This window comes from Actinoplanes sp. NPDC051494 (assembly GCF_044454705.1).
Lineage (GTDB): Bacteria > Actinomycetota > Actinomycetes > Mycobacteriales > Micromonosporaceae > Actinoplanes.
Genome location: NZ_JBITDZ010000001.1, coordinates 1,170,089 through 1,186,685 on the forward strand (window position 1 = coordinate 1,170,089; position 16,597 = coordinate 1,186,685).

General features: G+C 70.9%; 20 protein-coding genes. 8 read left to right on the forward strand and 12 right to left on the reverse strand.

Features of this window, described 5'->3' with window-relative positions; genetic code table 11:
• Positions 1 to 26: 26 nt before the first annotated feature.
• Positions 27 to 770, reverse strand: a complete 744-nt coding sequence (locus ACIA6A_RS05410; protein WP_396096144.1) for an anti-sigma factor domain-containing protein — start codon at positions 768 to 770, stop codon at positions 27 to 29.
• Positions 767 to 1,375 (reverse strand): sigma-70 family RNA polymerase sigma factor, encoded by a 609-nt coding sequence (locus ACIA6A_RS05415; protein ID WP_396096145.1) that lies wholly within the window; start codon positions 1,373 to 1,375, stop codon positions 767 to 769. Before ACIA6A_RS05415 ends, ACIA6A_RS05410 begins: the two co-directional genes overlap by 4 nt.
• A gap of 133 nt (positions 1,376 to 1,508) precedes the next feature.
• On the opposite strand from ACIA6A_RS05415, the gene ACIA6A_RS05420 reads away from it, so the two are divergent.
• Together ACIA6A_RS05420 and ACIA6A_RS05425 are read left to right on the forward strand one after the other, a co-directional pair.
• Positions 1,509 to 2,024 carry a SigE family RNA polymerase sigma factor gene (locus ACIA6A_RS05420; protein ID WP_396096146.1) on the forward strand — a complete coding sequence of 172 codons (516 nt, stop codon included), beginning with the start codon at positions 1,509 to 1,511 and terminating at the stop codon, positions 2,022 to 2,024.
• A 14-nt stretch (positions 2,025 to 2,038) separates the two neighbouring features.
• The gene (locus tag ACIA6A_RS05425) at positions 2,039 to 3,214 is read left to right on the forward strand and encodes a hypothetical protein (protein WP_396096147.1); all 1,176 of its coding nucleotides are present in this window, start codon (positions 2,039 to 2,041) and stop codon (positions 3,212 to 3,214) included.
• On the opposite strand, the gene ACIA6A_RS05430 is transcribed toward ACIA6A_RS05425, so the two are convergent.
• Positions 3,211 to 4,134, reverse strand: coding sequence for a Gfo/Idh/MocA family protein (locus ACIA6A_RS05430; protein ID WP_396096148.1), 924 nt, complete (start codon positions 4,132 to 4,134; stop codon positions 3,211 to 3,213). The genes ACIA6A_RS05425 and ACIA6A_RS05430 overlap by 4 nt on opposite strands.
• 48 nt (positions 4,135 to 4,182) lie before the next feature.
• Between ACIA6A_RS05430 and ACIA6A_RS05435 the strand changes: the two genes are divergently transcribed.
• Genes ACIA6A_RS05435 through ACIA6A_RS05450 form a run of 4 tightly spaced genes read left to right on the forward strand, consistent with a single transcriptional unit; the run spans position 4,183 to position 6,644 of the window.
• Positions 4,183 to 4,548: a hypothetical protein gene (locus tag ACIA6A_RS05435; protein WP_396096460.1), complete on the forward strand. Its 366-nt coding sequence runs from the start codon at positions 4,183 to 4,185 to the stop codon at positions 4,546 to 4,548.
• Positions 4,541 to 4,969, forward strand: a complete 429-nt coding sequence (locus ACIA6A_RS05440; RefSeq protein WP_396096149.1) for a hypothetical protein — start codon at positions 4,541 to 4,543, stop codon at positions 4,967 to 4,969. The genes ACIA6A_RS05435 and ACIA6A_RS05440 overlap by 8 nt, the downstream gene beginning before the upstream one ends.
• Positions 4,945 to 5,991: a sensor histidine kinase gene (locus tag ACIA6A_RS05445; protein ID WP_396096150.1), complete on the forward strand. Its 1,047-nt coding sequence runs from the start codon at positions 4,945 to 4,947 to the stop codon at positions 5,989 to 5,991. Before ACIA6A_RS05440 ends, ACIA6A_RS05445 begins: the two co-directional genes overlap by 25 nt.
• On the forward strand, positions 5,988 to 6,644 hold the full coding sequence (locus ACIA6A_RS05450; protein ID WP_396096151.1) for a response regulator: 657 nt from the start codon (positions 5,988 to 5,990) through the stop codon (positions 6,642 to 6,644). Before ACIA6A_RS05445 ends, ACIA6A_RS05450 begins: the two co-directional genes overlap by 4 nt.
• Positions 6,645 to 6,651: 7 nt before the next feature.
• Here the strand turns inward: ACIA6A_RS05450 and ACIA6A_RS05455 are convergent, their stop codons facing one another.
• Genes ACIA6A_RS05455 through ACIA6A_RS05475 form a run of 5 tightly spaced genes read right to left on the reverse strand, consistent with a single transcriptional unit; the run spans position 6,652 to position 10,864 of the window.
• A complete protein-coding gene (locus ACIA6A_RS05455; RefSeq protein WP_396096152.1) occupies positions 6,652 to 7,269 on the reverse strand; it encodes a hypothetical protein in 618 nt (205 codons plus the stop codon).
• Positions 7,266 to 8,630: a hypothetical protein gene (locus tag ACIA6A_RS05460; protein ID WP_396096153.1), complete on the reverse strand. Its 1,365-nt coding sequence runs from the start codon at positions 8,628 to 8,630 to the stop codon at positions 7,266 to 7,268. The genes ACIA6A_RS05455 and ACIA6A_RS05460 overlap by 4 nt, the downstream gene beginning before the upstream one ends.
• The gene (locus tag ACIA6A_RS05465) at positions 8,627 to 9,424 is read right to left on the reverse strand and encodes an ABC transporter ATP-binding protein (RefSeq protein WP_396096462.1); all 798 of its coding nucleotides are present in this window, start codon (positions 9,422 to 9,424) and stop codon (positions 8,627 to 8,629) included. Before ACIA6A_RS05465 ends, ACIA6A_RS05460 begins: the two co-directional genes overlap by 4 nt.
• 25 nt (positions 9,425 to 9,449) lie before the next feature.
• Positions 9,450 to 10,250: a zf-HC2 domain-containing protein gene (locus ACIA6A_RS05470; RefSeq protein WP_396096154.1), complete on the reverse strand. Its 801-nt coding sequence runs from the start codon at positions 10,248 to 10,250 to the stop codon at positions 9,450 to 9,452.
• Complete coding sequence (locus tag ACIA6A_RS05475) at positions 10,247 to 10,864, reverse strand: RNA polymerase sigma factor (protein WP_396096155.1); 618 nt, start codon at positions 10,862 to 10,864, stop codon at positions 10,247 to 10,249. The genes ACIA6A_RS05470 and ACIA6A_RS05475 overlap by 4 nt, the downstream gene beginning before the upstream one ends.
• Before the next feature lie 101 nt (positions 10,865 to 10,965).
• Here ACIA6A_RS05475 and ACIA6A_RS05480 point away from each other — a divergent pair, with 101 nt between their 5' ends.
• The gene (locus tag ACIA6A_RS05480) at positions 10,966 to 11,919 is read left to right on the forward strand and encodes a pyridoxal-phosphate dependent enzyme (RefSeq protein ID WP_396096156.1); all 954 of its coding nucleotides are present in this window, start codon (positions 10,966 to 10,968) and stop codon (positions 11,917 to 11,919) included.
• Entirely contained in the window at positions 11,916 to 12,290 is a 375-nt protein-coding gene (locus ACIA6A_RS05485) for a RidA family protein (RefSeq protein ID WP_396096157.1), read from the forward strand. The genes ACIA6A_RS05480 and ACIA6A_RS05485 overlap by 4 nt, the downstream gene beginning before the upstream one ends.
• Here ACIA6A_RS05485 and ACIA6A_RS05490 read toward each other — a convergent pair.
• The 4 genes from ACIA6A_RS05490 to fabG all read right to left on the reverse strand — a co-directional run bounded on the left by ACIA6A_RS05490 (position 12,275) and on the right by fabG (position 16,572).
• Positions 12,275 to 13,849, reverse strand: coding sequence for an ATP-binding protein (locus ACIA6A_RS05490; RefSeq protein ID WP_396096158.1), 1,575 nt, complete (start codon positions 13,847 to 13,849; stop codon positions 12,275 to 12,277). The two genes, ACIA6A_RS05485 and ACIA6A_RS05490, sit on opposite strands and share 16 nt — an antisense overlap.
• 44 nt (positions 13,850 to 13,893) lie before the next feature.
• On the reverse strand, positions 13,894 to 15,348 hold the full coding sequence (locus ACIA6A_RS05495) for a glutathionylspermidine synthase family protein (RefSeq protein ID WP_396096159.1): 1,455 nt from the start codon (positions 15,346 to 15,348) through the stop codon (positions 13,894 to 13,896).
• Between the two features lie 3 nt (positions 15,349 to 15,351).
• The gene (locus ACIA6A_RS05500) at positions 15,352 to 15,741 is read right to left on the reverse strand and encodes a hypothetical protein (protein WP_396096160.1); all 390 of its coding nucleotides are present in this window, start codon (positions 15,739 to 15,741) and stop codon (positions 15,352 to 15,354) included.
• A gap of 84 nt (positions 15,742 to 15,825) precedes the next feature.
• Positions 15,826 to 16,572, reverse strand: a complete 747-nt coding sequence (gene fabG, locus ACIA6A_RS05505; protein WP_396096161.1) for a 3-oxoacyl-ACP reductase FabG — start codon at positions 16,570 to 16,572, stop codon at positions 15,826 to 15,828.
• Positions 16,573 to 16,597 lie beyond the last annotated feature (25 nt).

The following is a 16,597-nucleotide window of genomic DNA, read 5'->3' on the forward strand; positions in this document are numbered from 1 at the left end:
GAACCCAAATAGGGACCGGATGGGTCCTATACCAAAGAAATTTGGGCGACCAACTGGCTCGGCACCGCCGACCCGCCCGCCGGCTCCAGTGTCACGCCGAGAGCGTCGCTGCCGGGCAGATCCTCGACGATCCGCACCGCCGACGACTCCCCCGCCAGCAGCACACCGGCACTGGTCGGCGTGGTGCCGTGGATCGCCCACAGCTGGAACGCCTTGTCCGTGGCCGGCGCCTTGTCGGCACCGAGCAGCACGACCGCGGCGTCCTGCGACGCCGACGAGGCCACGGTCACCTTGCCGCCACCCCGCATCGGCGAGGTCCGCACGACCACGTCCGCCGCACCGAGGATCGACCGGGTCCGCGCCTCTTTCACCTGGGCGGCCGAGGCCACGGCGCTCTGGTCGCGTACCCGCTGGTCCTGGATCGCATAAACGGTCGTGCCCGTCCCGGCGGCCAGGACCAGCGCGGCGGCCGCGGCCAGCGTCCAGCGCCGCACCTGGTTGCCGCGCGGCTTGCGGGCGGCCGTCACCGTCTCCTGCGGGGGCAGCTGCCGGGTCCGGCCGATCGCGGCCATGACGTCGGTCCGCAACCGCGGCGGCGGGATCGACCAGGTGCTGTCGGCCATCCGCGCGGAGGTCTCGCGCAGCTCCTCCAGCTCGGTACGGCACGACGCGCACTCCACCACGTGCCGCTCGAAGGCGACCCGTTCGAGGTCGTCGACCGCGTCGAGGACATAGGCCCCGACCAGCGAGTGAACATCTGTCGACGTCATGCCGTCACCTCCACGCCCAGGCAGTCGCGCAGGCGGATGAGGCCGTCGCGCATCCGGGTCTTGACCGTGGGCAGCGGCGTGCTGAGCAGCTCGGCCACCTCCCGGTACGAGTGACCCTGGTAGTAAGCGAGCGTCACAGCCTGCCGCTGCAGCTCGGTGAGATCGTCCATGCAGCGCCGCACCTGCTGACGTTCCAGCCGGCCGGACACCTCGTCGACCACCTCGTCGTACGGGGTCTCGACCGACGCCGCCCCGACCTTCATGGTCCGGTCGGCGGACGCCTGCTCGGAGCGCACCCGGTCGACCGCCCGGCGGTGCGCGATGGTGAACATCCAGGCCGTCGCCGACCCCCGGGCACCGTCGTAGCGGGCGGCTGTGCGCCACACCTCGACCAGCACCTCCTGGGTCACTTCCTCGGCCTGGGCGGGGTCGCGCAGGACCCGGCGGATCAGCCCGTACACGCGCGGCGCGACCAGGTCATAGAGCCGGGCGAACGCGGACTCGTCCCCGCGCGCCACGTCCCGTAACAGGTCGCCCACGTCGGTGGGGGGCGCCGGGACCGACGACAGGTGCTCCGGCCGCCTCGCCGTGCCGTAGTCCGCCATCGGTTCCACCTCTCGTTCATCCACGGGCCGTACAACGGCGATTCGAGACCGGCGGCAACGCGGATGGGTCAGGTGTACAACCTCCCCGCACGGATCCGCGTCAACTGGTCGGACCAGCCGACGGGAGCGCTTGATGGCGGACGGAAAAGAAGCGGAATACACGGCGTACGTGAACGGGCGTGCCCACGCCCTGCGGCGCCTGGCCTATCTGCTGTGCGGTGACACCCACCAGGCCGACGACCTGGTGCAAGAGACCATCACGAAACTATATGTGCGCTGGTCACGCGTGCGGAAGGCGGACAACGTCGACGGGTACGTGCACACGATGCTCGTCCGTACGTTCCTCGACGACCGCCGGCGGGGCTGGTGGAAGGTGCTGCTCGGGACGCCACCGGAACGGGAGGCCCCGCCCGGCGCGGAGGTCGAGACCCGCCACGTGCTGCGCGCGGCGCTGGCCCAGGTGCCGGCCCGGCAGCAGGCCGTGCTGGTGCTGCGCTTCCTGGACGACCGGCCGGTCGCCGAGGTCGCGGAGCTGCTCGACTGCTCCGAGGGCACGGTCAAGAGCCAGACGGCGCACGGGCTGACCGCGCTGCGCCGGGTCCTCGCACGCCAGGACGACGGCGCGCTGCTGCTGGGACACGCACGATGACACCGGGAGAGATCATGCAGGACAAGCAGGTCGTGGAGCTGCTCGGCGGGCTGGCCCGGGAGCCGCAGGGGCAGCCGAGGCTCGACGTGGCGGGGGCGATCCGCACCGGGAAGCGGCGCACCCTGCGCAACCGGACGGCCGCCGCGGCCGCCGCGGCGGCCGCGGTGCTGGCCGTCACGGCGGTGGTGGCCGCCGGGGTGTCGATCTCCCTCCCGGAGCAGCGGCCCGCCCAGGTGGCCGGCCCGGTGCTGAACCCGGCGCCGGCGAAGGCCCCGCTGGCCCAGGTCACGAGCTGCACCCCGGAGATCCTGCCGCTGCCCGACGGCGCCGCGTCGTCGTCCATCGCGGCGATGGATCCGACCGGCACCTACCTGGTGGGCAAGGCCGACGAGACGCCGGCGATCTGGAAGGACGGCGTCTTCGAGGCCCGGATCCCGGCTCCCGGTCTCAACTCCCGGCCGGTGGCGGTCAACTCCAGTGGCATCGCGGTCGGCTACGGCGGACTCGACTCCGTCGACAAGGAGTCCTGGGCGTACGCCGCCGGGAAGGTGTACCCGTTGAAGGCCTCGGCGCCGGTCGCCGTGTCGGGTATCGACGAGGCGGGCCGCGCGGCCGGCACCCGGATCGACGGTCTCCGTGCGCGTGCCGTCGTCTGGGAATCGGTGATGGACCCCGCCACCGATCTGCCGATCCCCGACGGGTACGTGCACAGCAGCGCGATCGGCGTCTTCGCCGACGGCACCGTGCTCGGCACCGTCGGCACCGAGAAGCAGCTGGTCCGGGGCCTGTCCATCGTCCAGGGCGACTACTACCTCTGGACCCCGGACCACAGGGGCGGCACGTTCCTCGAGGGGCAGGACGGCAAGCACGCGAAGATGTCGGTCCTCCGGGCCGGGGACGGCTGGTTGTACGGCCTCACCAACGGCGGCGCGTTCGCCCGTTACGAGGTGGCCACCAAGCGCTGGAGCACGTTCCCGACCGGTCTGTTGCAGCCCGAGAACGTCAACGCGCAGGGCTGGGTGGTCGGCGAGGACGACCGTACCGGCAAGGTCTTCCTCTATGACGGCCGCAAGCTGATCACGCTGCCGACCGCCGGCAGCGAGACCGCGAACACCGTCCCCGCGATCAGCGCCGACGGTTCCCTGCTCGCGGGAACCCTCGGCACCGCCGCGGTCTGGCGCTGTTCCTAGAGAGTGATGGTCCGGCCGCCGCTGATGGATTCCGCGGCGGCGGCCAGGACCCGGCCGACCTCGGCGCCGAAGTTCAGGTCCAGCGGGGACGCCGGGCCGCCGTTCGCCGCCACGATCAGGTCGTCGACCGCGCGGCCGAACGCCTCGACCGGCTCCCACGGCACCGGCGGCACGCCGCGGATGCCGGACTCGCCGTGGAACGACGAGTCCTCGCGCTCGAGGTTCGGCGGGGCGTCGACCGACAGGGTCAGCGTGGTGATCGCACCGCCGACGTGGCGCAGCAGCACGTGCGTCATGTCCCGGTCGCCGGCCAGCGCGGTCACCTGGGCGACCGGGCCGAGCACCGGCAGCACCAGCGCGACCGCGTGCGGGCCGACGTCCCACAGGCCGCCGCTCTCCTTGCGCCACACGGACTCGCCGAACGGGTTGCCCTCGCCGTAGATCGAGCCGAGATGGTCGACCCGGCCCTCGAGCCAGCCGCCGATGGCCACGGTCTCGGCGAGGAACTCCTGGATCTGCGGCATGAAGCGCCGGGTGAAGAACACCACACCCGCGGCGTCGTTCTCCCGGGCCGCGGCCACGATCGCGTCGGTCGCCTCGACGGCGAACGCGATCGGCTTGTCGAGCAGCAGGTGCTTGCCCCGGCCGGCGGCCTTCAGCGCGACCTCCGCCTGCACGTCCGGCGGCAGGGCGATGGCGACCGCGTCCACGTCGTCGAGCAGCGCGGCCTGGTCCGAGTACGCCTTGGCGCCGTACTGACCGGCGAGCTCGGCCGCCTTGTCCGGATTACGGCCCCACACGCCGACGAACTCGACGTCCTGATGCGCCGCGAGGGCGGGGGCGTGCGCGAGGTGGGCCCAGGGCCCCGTACCGAAAAGTCCGAACCGCATGGCCGTGCCGCCTTCCCTGATGGATCTCACCCGGCCGAAAACTAACACGCTCACCCTGATCAGTACGCTGTGCCGGTGATGAACGGCCCCCTCTCGCTCGCGACCATCGTCGTGGCCCTGGTGCTGGGTGTCTGGTACCTCATCCGCTGCGCGCTCAACCGGGCACCGAACAACTTCGATCTGTGGTCCCTGCTGGGACTCGGGCTGCTCGTCGTCGTGCTGGTCGTGGTCGCGATCGTGGGCCTGTTCACCGAGCCCCGGCCCAGCGACTGGACCACGTTCGTCGGCTACCTGATCACCACCGTCGCGTTCGCACCGGTCGGGGTGTACGTTGCCCGCTTGGAGCCGACCCGCTGGGGCCTGCTCATCCTCGCCGTCGCGGCCTTGACGCTGCCGGTTCTCGTGCTGCGCCTGCAGCAGATCGCGGAGGTCACCAGTGGCTGAGCCGACCCCCACGCCGTCCCGCCCGCGCGACGCCGCCATCGGCACCGGCCTCGGCCGGGTCCTGCTGCTGGTGTACGGCATCTTCGCGCTCTCGGCCAGCGCCCGCGCCCTGGTCCAGATCACCACGAAGTTCTCCGAGGCCCCGCTGGCGTACCTGCTGTCGGCGTTCGCCGGGCTGGTCTACATCACCGCGACCGTGGGCCTGGCGATCGGCGGCAACCGGGGCCGGTTGATCGCGCTGGCCAGCTGCTCCGTCGAGCTGCTGGGCGTGCTGGTCGTGGGCACGCTGAGCGTCGCCGACGCGGTCGCGTTCCCGGACGACACCGTCTGGTCGCACTTCGGCAGCGGTTACGGGTACGTCCCGCTCGTCCTGCCCTTCATCGGACTGTGGTGGCTGTGGCGAAACCGACCGCGCGGCTGAAAGACCCGCTCGTCCAGGACGGCGCTGTCGCCTTCCTGCTCCTGGTGCTCACGTTCGTGCCGGGAATGCGTGACATCAGCATGACCCTCGGTGAGCTGGCGGACCACCCGATGGACGCGCTCGCCGTGGTGCTGGCGCTGGCCCAGTGCCTGCCGGTCGCGCTGCGGCGCCGGTATCCCGGGTTCGCCCTGGTCGTGGTCGTCCTGGCGTTCATGGCGCACGACGTGATCGGCTACCCACCGGTGGCCGCGAGCTGGGGACTGCTGCTCGTGCTCTACACGGCGGGCACCGGTCTCGGGCGGCGGTGGCAGGCCGGGGCGGCCGGGGCCTACGTACCCTTCGCGTTTGCTCTGAGTGCTCGCGGGTCGACCCAGAGCGGCCTGGACTATGTGACGTTCTTCCTCCTGCTGGCGGCCTGCTGGGCGGCCGGCGGCTGGATGCGCCGCCGCCGCGTGGTGGAGGCCGAGGCGGAACGCGCCCGCATCGCCCGTGAACTGCACGACGTCGTCACCCACCATGTCACCGCGATGGTCGTGCAGGCCGATGCGGCGCAGTACCTCCCGGACGCGGACCTCTCGGTGATCGGTGACACCGGGCGGCTGGCCCTCAAGGAGCTGCGGCACCTGCTCGACGTGCTGCACGCCGGGCCGGACCTGAAGATCGCCGAGCTGGTCGCCGGTGCGAAGGCCGGCGGCCAGCCGGTCGAGCTGACCGAGGAGGGCTCCCCTGCGCTGCTCGCCCCGGGCGCGGAGCTGGCGGCCTACCGCGTGGTGCAGGAAGGCCTCACCAACGCCATGAAGCATGCCCGGGGCAAGGCCACCCGGGTCGTGGTCCGATACCAGCCCCGCGCCACCGACATCGAGGTCCTCACCGACGGGCCGCCGGTCGAGCACAGCGGCGGCCACGGCCTCGACGGCCTGAAGGAACGGGTCTCGGTCTTCGGCGGCACGCTCACCGCGGGTGGTCGCCCCGGAGGCGGATTCCGGTTGTACGCGCAGATCCCGGCGAAGGGCTCCCGATGATCCGAGTGGTGGTCTGCGACGACCAGGCGCTCATCCGCAGCGGCTTCGTCGCGATCCTGGGTGCCCAGCCGGACATGGAGGTCGTCGGCGAGGCCTCGGACGGCCCGTCGGCGGTCGCCACCGCACTGCGCCTGCAACCGGACGTCGTGGTGATGGACATCCAGATGCCCGGCCTGGACGGCATCGAAGCGACCCGCAAACTGGCCGGGCCGGGCCTCGAGCACCCGATGAAGGTGCTGGTGGTGACCACATTCAACGTGGACTCGTACGTCTACGAGGCGTTGCGCGCTGGGGCGAGCGGCTTCCTGCTCAAGGACACCCGCCCGCCCGAACTCATCGGCGCGGTCCGCACCATCGCCGCCGGTGACGCCCTGCTCGACCCGGCTGTCACCCGCCGGCTGGTGGGACGGTTCGCGACCCGGCTGCGCCGCGAGGAGAGCTCCGCGATGACCGGCCTGACGCCCCGTGAGGTCGAGGTCCTCAAGCTGATCGCCGCCGGCCTGTCCAACGCCGAGATCGCCGCGACGCTGGTGATCAGCGCCGAGACCGTCAAGACGTACGTCTCCCGCATCCTCACCAAGCTCGACCTCCGCGACCGGGTCCAGGCGGTCGTGCTGGCCTACCGCACCGGCCTGGTCTCCACCGACGGCTGAGACCGGCTCACTGGCCCATGGTGGCCTCGTTCGGCGGGGTCGGCGGGCTGGCCCGGACCGCGTAGGCGATCCCGCCGGCGAGCAGCAGCACCCCGGCCATGATCGCCGCGGGCCGGTTGTCCGCCGGCTGCATCAGCCAGAGCAGGGCCTGCCGCCAGAGCGGACCACCGGTGGCCGCGAGCGTCGCCTGCACCGCGACCCAGACGATCGGGACGATCGGGGCGAGGCTGGTGCCGACCAGCGCGACACCGAGCCCGATCAGGCCGGCCAGGCCGAAGCTGTTGCGCGCCAGCTGCCCGGCGGCGCCGAATTCGATGTCGGCCAGCCGGGCGCCGATCAGGGCGCCCGCGACGACCGCGCCGAACGTGACGAGGTGCAGCACCCGGCGCGGCGACCAGAGCAGCGCCGCGGTCTTCTCCAGCGCGTCGTCGGGGCCGGCCAGCGTCGGTATCCACGGCGCCAGGGCGAACAGCAGCGTGAGCACCGCCAGGCGCGGGCTGACCTCCGGGCTCCTGGCCCAGGCCGACCAGATGGCCATGACAGCGACGATCGCGGCGAGCGAGACCGGTACGGCCAGCGTGACGCGCCGCGACCGCAGGTACAGCGGCAACCAGCGGGTGATCACACGCTCCGCCCCTCGGTGAGAAGCTCCAGCAGGTGGTCGCTCGCACAGGCGGCGGCCGCGTCACGCAGCGCGGTCACCCGCCGGATCTGCTCCTTCTCGGGCAGCTTTCGCAGGTCCGTGACGATCGCCGCGATCTGCCCGGGATCCCCGCCCGGGGACGACAGGTTGCCACCGCTCAGCGGCAGCGTGTCGGTACCCATCAGCCACGCTCCGGCCGCGCCCAGCGCCGTCTCGTCGCCCGGCTCACAGCCGTTCATCATCGTGCCGGCGCCGTTGAGGATGTTCGCGGTTACGTCGGCGGCCGACCGGGGGCCGTACTCGCCGCCGAGCGGGAACACGACGGTGCCGGGTTCGCTCGTCGGTGTCTTTCCCCAGAACTGTGCGTTCCCCTGATTGAGGTCCAGCTGAGCGCCGGGGCGCCACTCGACGGCCCGGTCCTGCGCCCCCGGCAGCTTGGCCAGCAGGGTGAGGGCCCGGCGCGCCGCGGTGGTCACGTCGTCGAGCTGGTACGCGTTCACCGCCGTCACGCACACCTGCGGGGTGCCGTCCGCGCAGACCAGTTCCTGCGCCGCGGCGTCCACCTGGTAGCTCTTGCCCGTACCGGGGAGCGGGGTGACGTACATGGTGAGCACCAGGCCGGCGATCACCGTGGCGATTCCCAGGGTGCGTGACAGCCAGTTCGTGCCGGCGAGCAGGAGCAGGGCACCGAGCGCGAGCCCGAGACCCAGCACGAGCCGGCCCAGGACGGCCTGGGACGTCGCGATCTCCCAGAAGGAGGCCGGCGGCTGCGCGGTCAGATCCCAGCTGGACAGTCGGCTGGGACTGTAGGACGCCGGGTCCTCGGAGAAGTCCCCGGCGAGCTGCACCACCAGGCCGAGCGCGGCCAGCACCGGGGGCAGCACCGGCGAGGCCCAGGCCCGTCCGGCGGCGAGACCGAGCCAGGCCGCCCCGACCAGGATGGTGAGGTCGGCCAGCACCGGCACCGCGCCGTGCAGGCTGACGAATCCGCCGGCCACCCCGATGCGGGCCGCGCCGAACGCGAGGATCAGCAACTGCACGACCACGACGGTGAGCGCCAGCGCGGCCGTCGTGGGAGTGATCTTCTGCCATCGGGGCCGGCCGGTGCTGCCCAGCAGCTCGGCGGCGCCGGTGCGCCGCTCGCGCCGGCCGAGCATCGCGCCACCGGCCAGGGCCAGCGGCAGCTGGATGAACACGTTGCCGGTCATGTCGTAGACGAACCGTGACCACTGCCGGCCCGCGTCCGAGTCGACGGCCAGGGTGGCGAGGCTGCCCAGGATCAGCAGGATCGCGAGGATCCGGGCGTGCGAACGGCGCAGCTCGGTGCCGAGGACGTGGATCATGCCGCGCTCCGGTGGTTGCGCAGCAGCACGGAGTAGCCGCGCTCGGCCGGGCTGTCGCCGACACCGTCGTTCTCGCCGAACCGGGCCAGGTCGGCGGGGAACCCTTGGAAGACCAGCTTGCCGGTGTCGACGAGCAGGACGTCGCTGCAGGCCGCGGCCACGTCCTCGACCAGGTGGGTGGAGACGAGCACGCAGGAGTCCGCGCCGAGCACCCGCAGCAGGTCCCGGAACTCGACGCGCTGCTCGGGGTCGAGGCCCACGGTCGGCTCGTCGAGCAGCAGCACCTCGGGGTCGTTGACGATGGCCTGGGCGATGCCGGCCCGGCGCAGCATGCCGCCGGACAGCGACTTGAGCCGGGAGCCGGCCCGGTCGGTCAGCCCCACCCGGTCGATGGCGCGCTGGGTGGCCTCGGGGATCGCGTTCGACGGCATCTCGCGCAACCAGCCCATGTACTCGACGTATTCACGCACGGTGAAACCCGGGTAGAAACCGAAGTGCTGCGGCAGGTAGCCCAGCTGACGGCGTACGGTCCGCAGTGAACGGCGGTCCTTGACGTCGGAGCCGAGCAGCCGCAGCCGGCCCTCTTTCGGCTTGATGACCGTCGCCAGCGCCCGCATCAGGGTGGTCTTGCCGGCGCCGTTCGGCCCGAGCAGGCCGTGCACGCCGGGGCCCAGCTTCAGGTCGAGCCCGTCCACGGCGAAACGCTTGCCGGCCTTGACCCGCAGTCCGGTCGTCTCGATGCCCCAGGCGTAGGTGTCCGGCGCTATCTCGTGCGCACTCACCGTGCGTACCATCATCGTCTCCTTGTGTCGGGGGGTTTCAGTTCCAGCTCTTGAGGCGGACGTGGTCGCCGGCGCGCAGCAGCGCCAGGCCGGTGAGCACCGCCGCGGCGGCGCCCCAGCCGGGCAGGCTCTCCGGCCGCACCAGGACCGGCAGCTCCACGGCGATCAGCGCGGGCGCGGCCACCGCCAGCACCCAGGCGCCGCCCAGGAGCATTGCGGCCCGGCTGACTCCGATGAGGCCGCCGAGCAGCAGCGTCGCCGCGGTGAACGTCAGGCAGGGCAGCAGCCACAGCGCCGGGTTGGTGCCGAGCCGCCAGCCCGTTGCGGCCAGCAGCGGGAACACCACCGCGAGGACCACGACGGTGCGGCGCAGCAGCAGGTCCACGCCGGCCCGTGAGGTGCCGGCGATCGTCTCCCAGGACGGGTCCGCGTGCCGTGACCAGGCGATGGTCAGACCGGCCAGCGGCGCCACCGGAGCGAGCAGCAGCACCACCGAGGGGCGCAGCGGGAACGCCACGTCCAGCAGGAACGCCGCGATGATCGCGGTGACCGTCATGAGCGCCCAGGGCATCATCGACCAGGACGCCCACCGGTGCGCGAACCGCCGTACCCGCCGGGACCGGACCGGGCGCGGACCGGCCGAGGCCCGCGCCAGGATGGCGGTGCCGGTGTCCTCGAGCATGGTCAGCAGCGGCGGCGGGGCGTACGGGAGCAGCTGCTCGCGGCAGTCGGCGCAGGCCTCCAGATGCACCTCCACCGGCCAGGTCATCGGGTCACCGACGCCGAGTTCGCCCCGGGCGTACGCCGCCAGCGCCTCGGCGGAGATGTGCGCGGTCACGACAGTGCCTCCCTCATCGCGTTGCGGGCGCGGCGCGCCCGGCTCTTCACCGTGCCCTCGGGCACCCCGAGCAGCACCGACGTCTCCCGGACGGTGAACCCGTCCAGCACCATGGCGAGCAGCACCGCCCGCAGCTCCGGGGCCAGCTGGGCCAGGGCCGTGCCGAGCTCGTCGCCGACCGTCCCGGCCAGCGCGGTGTCCTCGGCCGCCGGCGCGCTGACCGTGGGCAGCACCTCGGCGGGTTTCTCGAGCCGCCGGCCCTGGCGGCGCATCGCGTCCACCAGCCGGCGGGAGGCGATGGTCCAGAGCCAGCCGGTCGCGGCGCCGCCCGGGGCGGTGCCACCGCCGCGCGAGGCGTTGTTGCCGCCGCGCGGGGACAGGCCGGTGAACGACCCGGCCGCCCGCCAGACCGTCAGGTACGTGTCCTGGAGCACCTCGGAGACGAGCCCGTCGTCGGAACACCGCAGTCGCAGCCGCATCGCCAGCCACGGGGACGTGCGCCGGTACAGCTGATCGAACGCGTCGGTGTCTCCCTTGGCGACGCGGCGTAGCAGCCGTTCCTCGTCCTGCGCGGTTGCACTCACGGCCAGATAGTCGCTGACGTTCGCGGGCACGGATCACAGTTTGCAGTGAACTGGGTCACAGTTGACGCGGAAGCCACCGATCGCCGACTGGACGTCGCCGGGACCCGCGGCCGCGGCTTAGGGTCCGTGACATGGTGATCTTGCAAGACGTCAGGGACGCGGCAGCACGACTCGACGGCATCGCGCACCGGACCCCGGTGATCCGGTCGCGCACCCTCGACGACATCGTCGGAGCCGGCGTCCACCTCAAGGCCGAGAACCTGCAGCGGGCCGGGGCGTTCAAGATCCGGGGCGCGTACAACGCGTTCTCCCGGCTCTCGCCCGAGCAGCTCGCCCGCGGTGTCGTGGCGTTCTCCTCCGGCAACCACGCCCAGGCGGTGGCGCTGTCGGCCCGCGAGCTGGGCAGCTCCGCGGTGATCGTGATGCCGGAGGACAGCCCCGCCGCGAAACTCGACGCGGTCCGCGGCTACGGCGCCGAGATCGTGGTCTACAACCGCTACACCGAGGACCGGGAGAAGATCTGCCGGCGGCTGGCCGAGGAGCGCGGCCTCACCCTGATCCCACCGTACGACCACCCGCACGTCATCGCCGGCCAGGGCACCGCAACGCTGGAACTCCTCGAGGACGCCGGCGAACTCGACGCGATCGTCGTACCCGTGGGTGGTGGTGGTCTCGCCGCCGGCAGCGCCGTCGTCGCCAAGACGCTGTACCCGGCCATCAGGGTGATCGGGGTCGAACCGGAAGCCGGCGACGACACCCTGCGCTCCCTCGCCGCCGGTGAACGGATCGCCGTCCCCATCCCCCGCACCATCGCCGACGGCCAGGCCACCCCGATCCCCGGCGAGCTGACGTTCAGCATCACCAAACGCCTCGTCGACGAGATCGTCCTGGTCAGCGACGACGAACTGCGCGACGCCATGCGCTTCGCCGCCGACCGCCTCAAACTGGTCCTCGAACCGAGCGGCGCGAGCGGACTCGCCGCACTGCTCACCGGGCGCCTGGCCCCGGTGCCGGCCCGCATCGGCGTGATCCTCTCCGGCGGCAACGTGGGCGCGGCCCGGCTCGCGGAACTCCTCGCCCGATGACGTCGCTGCCCCAGCCGCAGGGTCACTACTCCCCCGCGGTCAAGGCAGGTGACCTGCTCTTCCTCGCGGCCCAGACCGGCCTCGACCCGGCGACCGGGCGGGTGCCGGACGGCGGCTTCGAGGCAGAATGCCGCCAGGCCCTCAGGAACGCGGAGACCATCCTGGGGGCTTGCGGGTCCACCATGGAGAACGTGGTCCGGGCTGTGGTCCTGTACACCGACGTGGCGAACCTCCCGGCCATCAACACCGTCTTCGCCGACGTCTTCCCCACCGACCCCCCGGCCCGAACCGCCGCCGTCGTCGGCCTCCCCGCCGGCCGCCGCGTCTCCATCGAGATCACCGCGACAACGGGAGATCAGGTTCGCCGGTAGCGTCGCCTCGGCGAACGCACGGGCGCGGTTGCGGTGATTCTCTGCTCGCCCTCCAGAGTGTTCAACGCCCTTGTCACGGAACCCTGACTGAGCCCGGTGCGCTCTTCAAGATCGCGACGGCTCAACTCGGACCCGTCAGCCAGGGCAGCCCAGACGATTTCCTCGACGGAGCCGGCGGGCGGATCCGCTTTCTTCCTGGACGCCGGGTCCGGCGCCGGCGCAAGGAGGTAGCGGGCATGACGACGCTCACCGACGCGTACCGCTACGCCGCGACTGACAAGGTCGGACAACTCGACCGTGGCCCGGCGGGCCTCCAGCCCGAGATTGCGCATCGTGCCATTGGTCACCGGCCGGCCCGCCCGCATCTCGGCGAGCGCCAGGTGCTGGGTCGGGGTGAGTCCGGCCTGGCCCAGGCCTGAGATCCAGGTCATCGTCTCGTCGCCGAGCAGGGCGTGCCGGGGCATGATCACCTTGAAGCGGGTGATGCGGCTGTGGAACTCCGGCGGTGGCGAACCGATACGGCGTAGTTCCCGAAGCATGGTCGGAATGCCGCTTGCCCTGTTCTCGCTCACCATCCGGCCGGTCTCCGGCAGGCGGATGTCCTGGAGAAGCTTCGCCAGGACCGAGTTACGGGTGGAGTTCACCCCCTCGGCGCCGAGATCATCCTCGGTGACGGCGCCGAAAAGTCCACCAGGGTTGGCGACCGTCAACCGGTCCGCATACAGGGTGATCTGCACCGGTGCACCACGGGAGTACGGCGAGTAGTCACGGTGGAGCAGCGCGTTCGCCACGGCCTCCCTGATCGCTTCTGCCGGGTAGTCGTACACGTCCGTTCGGCCTGTTCCCTCGATGAACGAGCGGACGGATGTGTTGCGCAGGATCGCGGTCACAGCCTCGTCGACTATCACCGGGATCGGACCGTCGAAGGATCTGTTGTCGAGGAAACGTGGCCCGTTCGCCGGGATGTCCTGTTCCGAGAGGCCCGGGTAGACCACAAAGGTCGCGTTCAGCTGCGGAAAAAATTGCTGTGGATAGGTGCCCAGGGCAAGCAGCCCGCCAAGGGTCGGCCGGAGCTGCCCATCCTCGTCCTCGGCGAGGACGTTCAGTCTGCGGAGCACCTGCTCCGTGGACAGTCCGGTGAAAGGGCGTGGCTGCCTGCGCCGAACCCTTTCGACGAATGCCTGGACCTCACCCTGTTCGAGGTCATCCGGTGTCGCCCCGGCAACCGGACGACGGTCGTCGTCGGGCTGCCCGCGGTTGGTGTGCAGCAGGTGGATCTCGAAGTCGGTGAGCCGGCGGTCCCCATCACCACCTCGGGTGAAAGAACCGTTGTACTCCCCACGCGCCGCGACGTAGCAGGGCTTGAAACGGGGATCGAGCTCGTCGACCTCCGCGACCACCACCAAGGCACCGCCGAACGGGACGATGTCGATCTCGGCTCGCACCGGCGGCTGAAGGTCATCGCTGCACGCCGACGCGAGCGCATCACGTATCCGGCCCGCGTCGAAACCGTGAGCCGGCCGGAAGTCATCGTTCTCGTCGAGCCCGAGAATGACCATTCCTCAGCTTCCTCAGCTTCCTCAGCTTCCTCAGCCCGCGGTTCTCAGGTGATGATGTGGGGGAGGAAGTTGCAGGCGTCCTTGGTGACCAGGCCGTCCGTGCCGAGACCTTCGCGGATGCCCATGCCGGCCGGTTCGCCGTCGATGAGCCAGGAGCCGATCACCGGGTGGACCACGCCCTCGAGGCCCTCGAAGGACGGGAGTTCCAGCAGCTCTTGGACCACGTAGCGGCCGTCCGCGCCGTACTCGGAGGGGTTTTCGCTGATCGGGACGCCGTCCTTGACCAGGGTGACCGAGCCGCCTTCGCGACCCCAGACCGGCTTCTTCGCGTACGAGGTCAGGGCCGCACCCGCCTTGGATTCCGCGAAGTAGGCGGGCAGCAGGTATTTTCCGCGCTCGGGGTCGTCGCCGAACAGCTTCCAGAGCACCGGGAGCAGGGCTTTGTTTCCGAGCAGAGCCGCCTTGTACGGGGGTTCGATCCAGACCGTGCCGCGTTTGCTGGGGTCGGCCATGTTGCGGAAGAAGGCTTTGCCGCCCTCCTCGTTCCAGAACCATTCCCACGGGTACAGCATGAAGATGACGTCGATCGGCTCGGATTTGTGTTCCTGGCCGGGGCCCGGGACGAACAGGACGCGGTCGCCGGCCACGTCCCAGCCGATCTGGCTCATGGCGATCAGCTCGACCGGGAAGCCCGCTTCCTCGGCGGTCGCCATCAGGTAGGCGACGTTCATCCGGTCCTCGCCGGTCGGTTCACTCGTCTCGTACGCGAAGTAGATTTTCGGCTTTTCCTTGAGCCAGGGCCGGGCCTCGCGAAGTTTGGTGATGTTGCGTTTCCAGGCGCCCGGGTTGGCGGGTTCGCCGTCCTCGGCCGCCCAGCCGACGAGGCGGTCGTGCAGGGAATTCCACTGTCGCCACGGGTGCTGGGTGAGGTTGGTCTGGTCGGCCCAGTGCCATTGCACGACCGCGGCCTCGACCAGCGACGTGGGGGTCTGTGCGTTGAACTCCAGCATCCGGGGCACCGTGCCGGCACCGTTGTACCAGAGGTCGAAGCGGCCGTAGACGGTCGGCGAGAAGTCCGGGGTCTGCACCGGGAAGCGGTTGTCCGGGTCCTTGTCGTGGTGGGTCCAGGTCTCGGCGTCACCGTCGTACCAGGTGCGGATGATCTGCTCGTGGGTGTACTCGGGGATGCCGATCTTGGACAGGAAGCAGCTCTCCGGGCCGCACACCGAGCTGAAGAAGCCGTCGCGGCGGCCCTGCGGGGTGTGCCGGGGGCATTGCTGCACCATCCAGTCACCGGCGTCGAGGCACATCTGGTAGAGAACCGTGGTGGCGGTCTCCAGCTCCTCGATCTCGGCCTGGCTGAAGTCGTAGTACGGCCCCTCCTGCCAGTACGACATCATCGTGCCGTCGGGGAGTTCGGTGTCGTTGTAGGTCAGGCCGAGGCTGTAGTTGGTGAGTTTCCAGCCGTCGCGGACCGGACCGTACGGGATGCGCTTCACGGTTCAGCTACCTGACTTGCCACTGGTGCCGCTGCCGCCCTTGCCGACGACGCTGGTCTTGACCGTGCCGTTGCCGATCTTGCCGGTGGACGGCAGGCCGAACGACGAGCGGGCGGTCCGGTCGTTGTACGCGAACTTCGACCCGCCGGACGGGAGTTTCGAGCCGACCGGGTAACCGGAGCGGTAACCGGACGAGTGCCAGATGAAGAAGCCGCCGCCCCCTCCGCCGCCACCGTTGTTGTCGTCGCAGTAGTCCTCGTCGACGATCGTGCCGTTCTCGTCCGCGCAGTAGAAGCCCTCGTCCTGATATTGGTTGCCGTTGTCGCAGGCCGCGACGCCACCGGCCGCGAGCAGCAGGAACGTGCTGGTCAACGACACACTTCGCGAGGTCATCCGTCGGTTCACAGTCGGCTTCTCCGCCCTTTCGTCGTTCGGGTCACCACACTCATGTGTAGCGACCCGAATCAACTCGCGGCGCTAGGCGCGCGGCCCGCCGGCCACATAGATGACCTGCCCGGACACGAACCCGGCTCCTTCACTGACCAGGAAGGATACGGTGTTCGCCACATCTTCGGGGCGCCCAGCCCGCGCGACCGGGATCTGAGCGATCGCCGCCTTCTGGAAGTCGGCGAAGTCGACACCCACCCGGGCGGCGGTCGAAGCGGTCATGTCGGTCACGATGAAGCCGGGCGCGACGGCGTTGGCGGTGACGCCGTACCGACCGAGCTCGATGGCGAGGGTCTTGGTGAAACCCTGCAGGCCGGCCTTGGCCGCGGCGTAGTTCGCCTGGCCACGGTTGCCGAGCGCGGACGTGCTGGAGAGGCTGACGATGCGGCCCCAGCCGGCGTCGACCATGTGCTTCTGGACCTCGCGGCTGAACAGGAACGCGCCACGCAGGTGGACCGCCATGACGGTTTCCCAGTCGTCGTCGCTCATCTTGAACAGCAGGTTGTCGCGCAGCACGCCGGCGTTGTTGACCAGCACGGTGGGCGCGCCCAGCTCGGCGACGACCTTCTGCACGGCGGCGGTGACCTGGGCCGGATCGGACACGTCGGCGCCGACCGCGAGCGCGGTGCCGCCGGCGTCGTGGATCGCCGTGACGGTGTTGGCGCAGGCACCCTCGTCGAGGTCGACGACCGCGACGGCCAGCCCGTCGGCGGCGAGCTTGCGCGCGGTCGCCTCCCCGATCCCCCGTGCGGCTCCGGTGACGATGGCAACCCTCATGACGGCCTCCCGCGGATCAATTGAT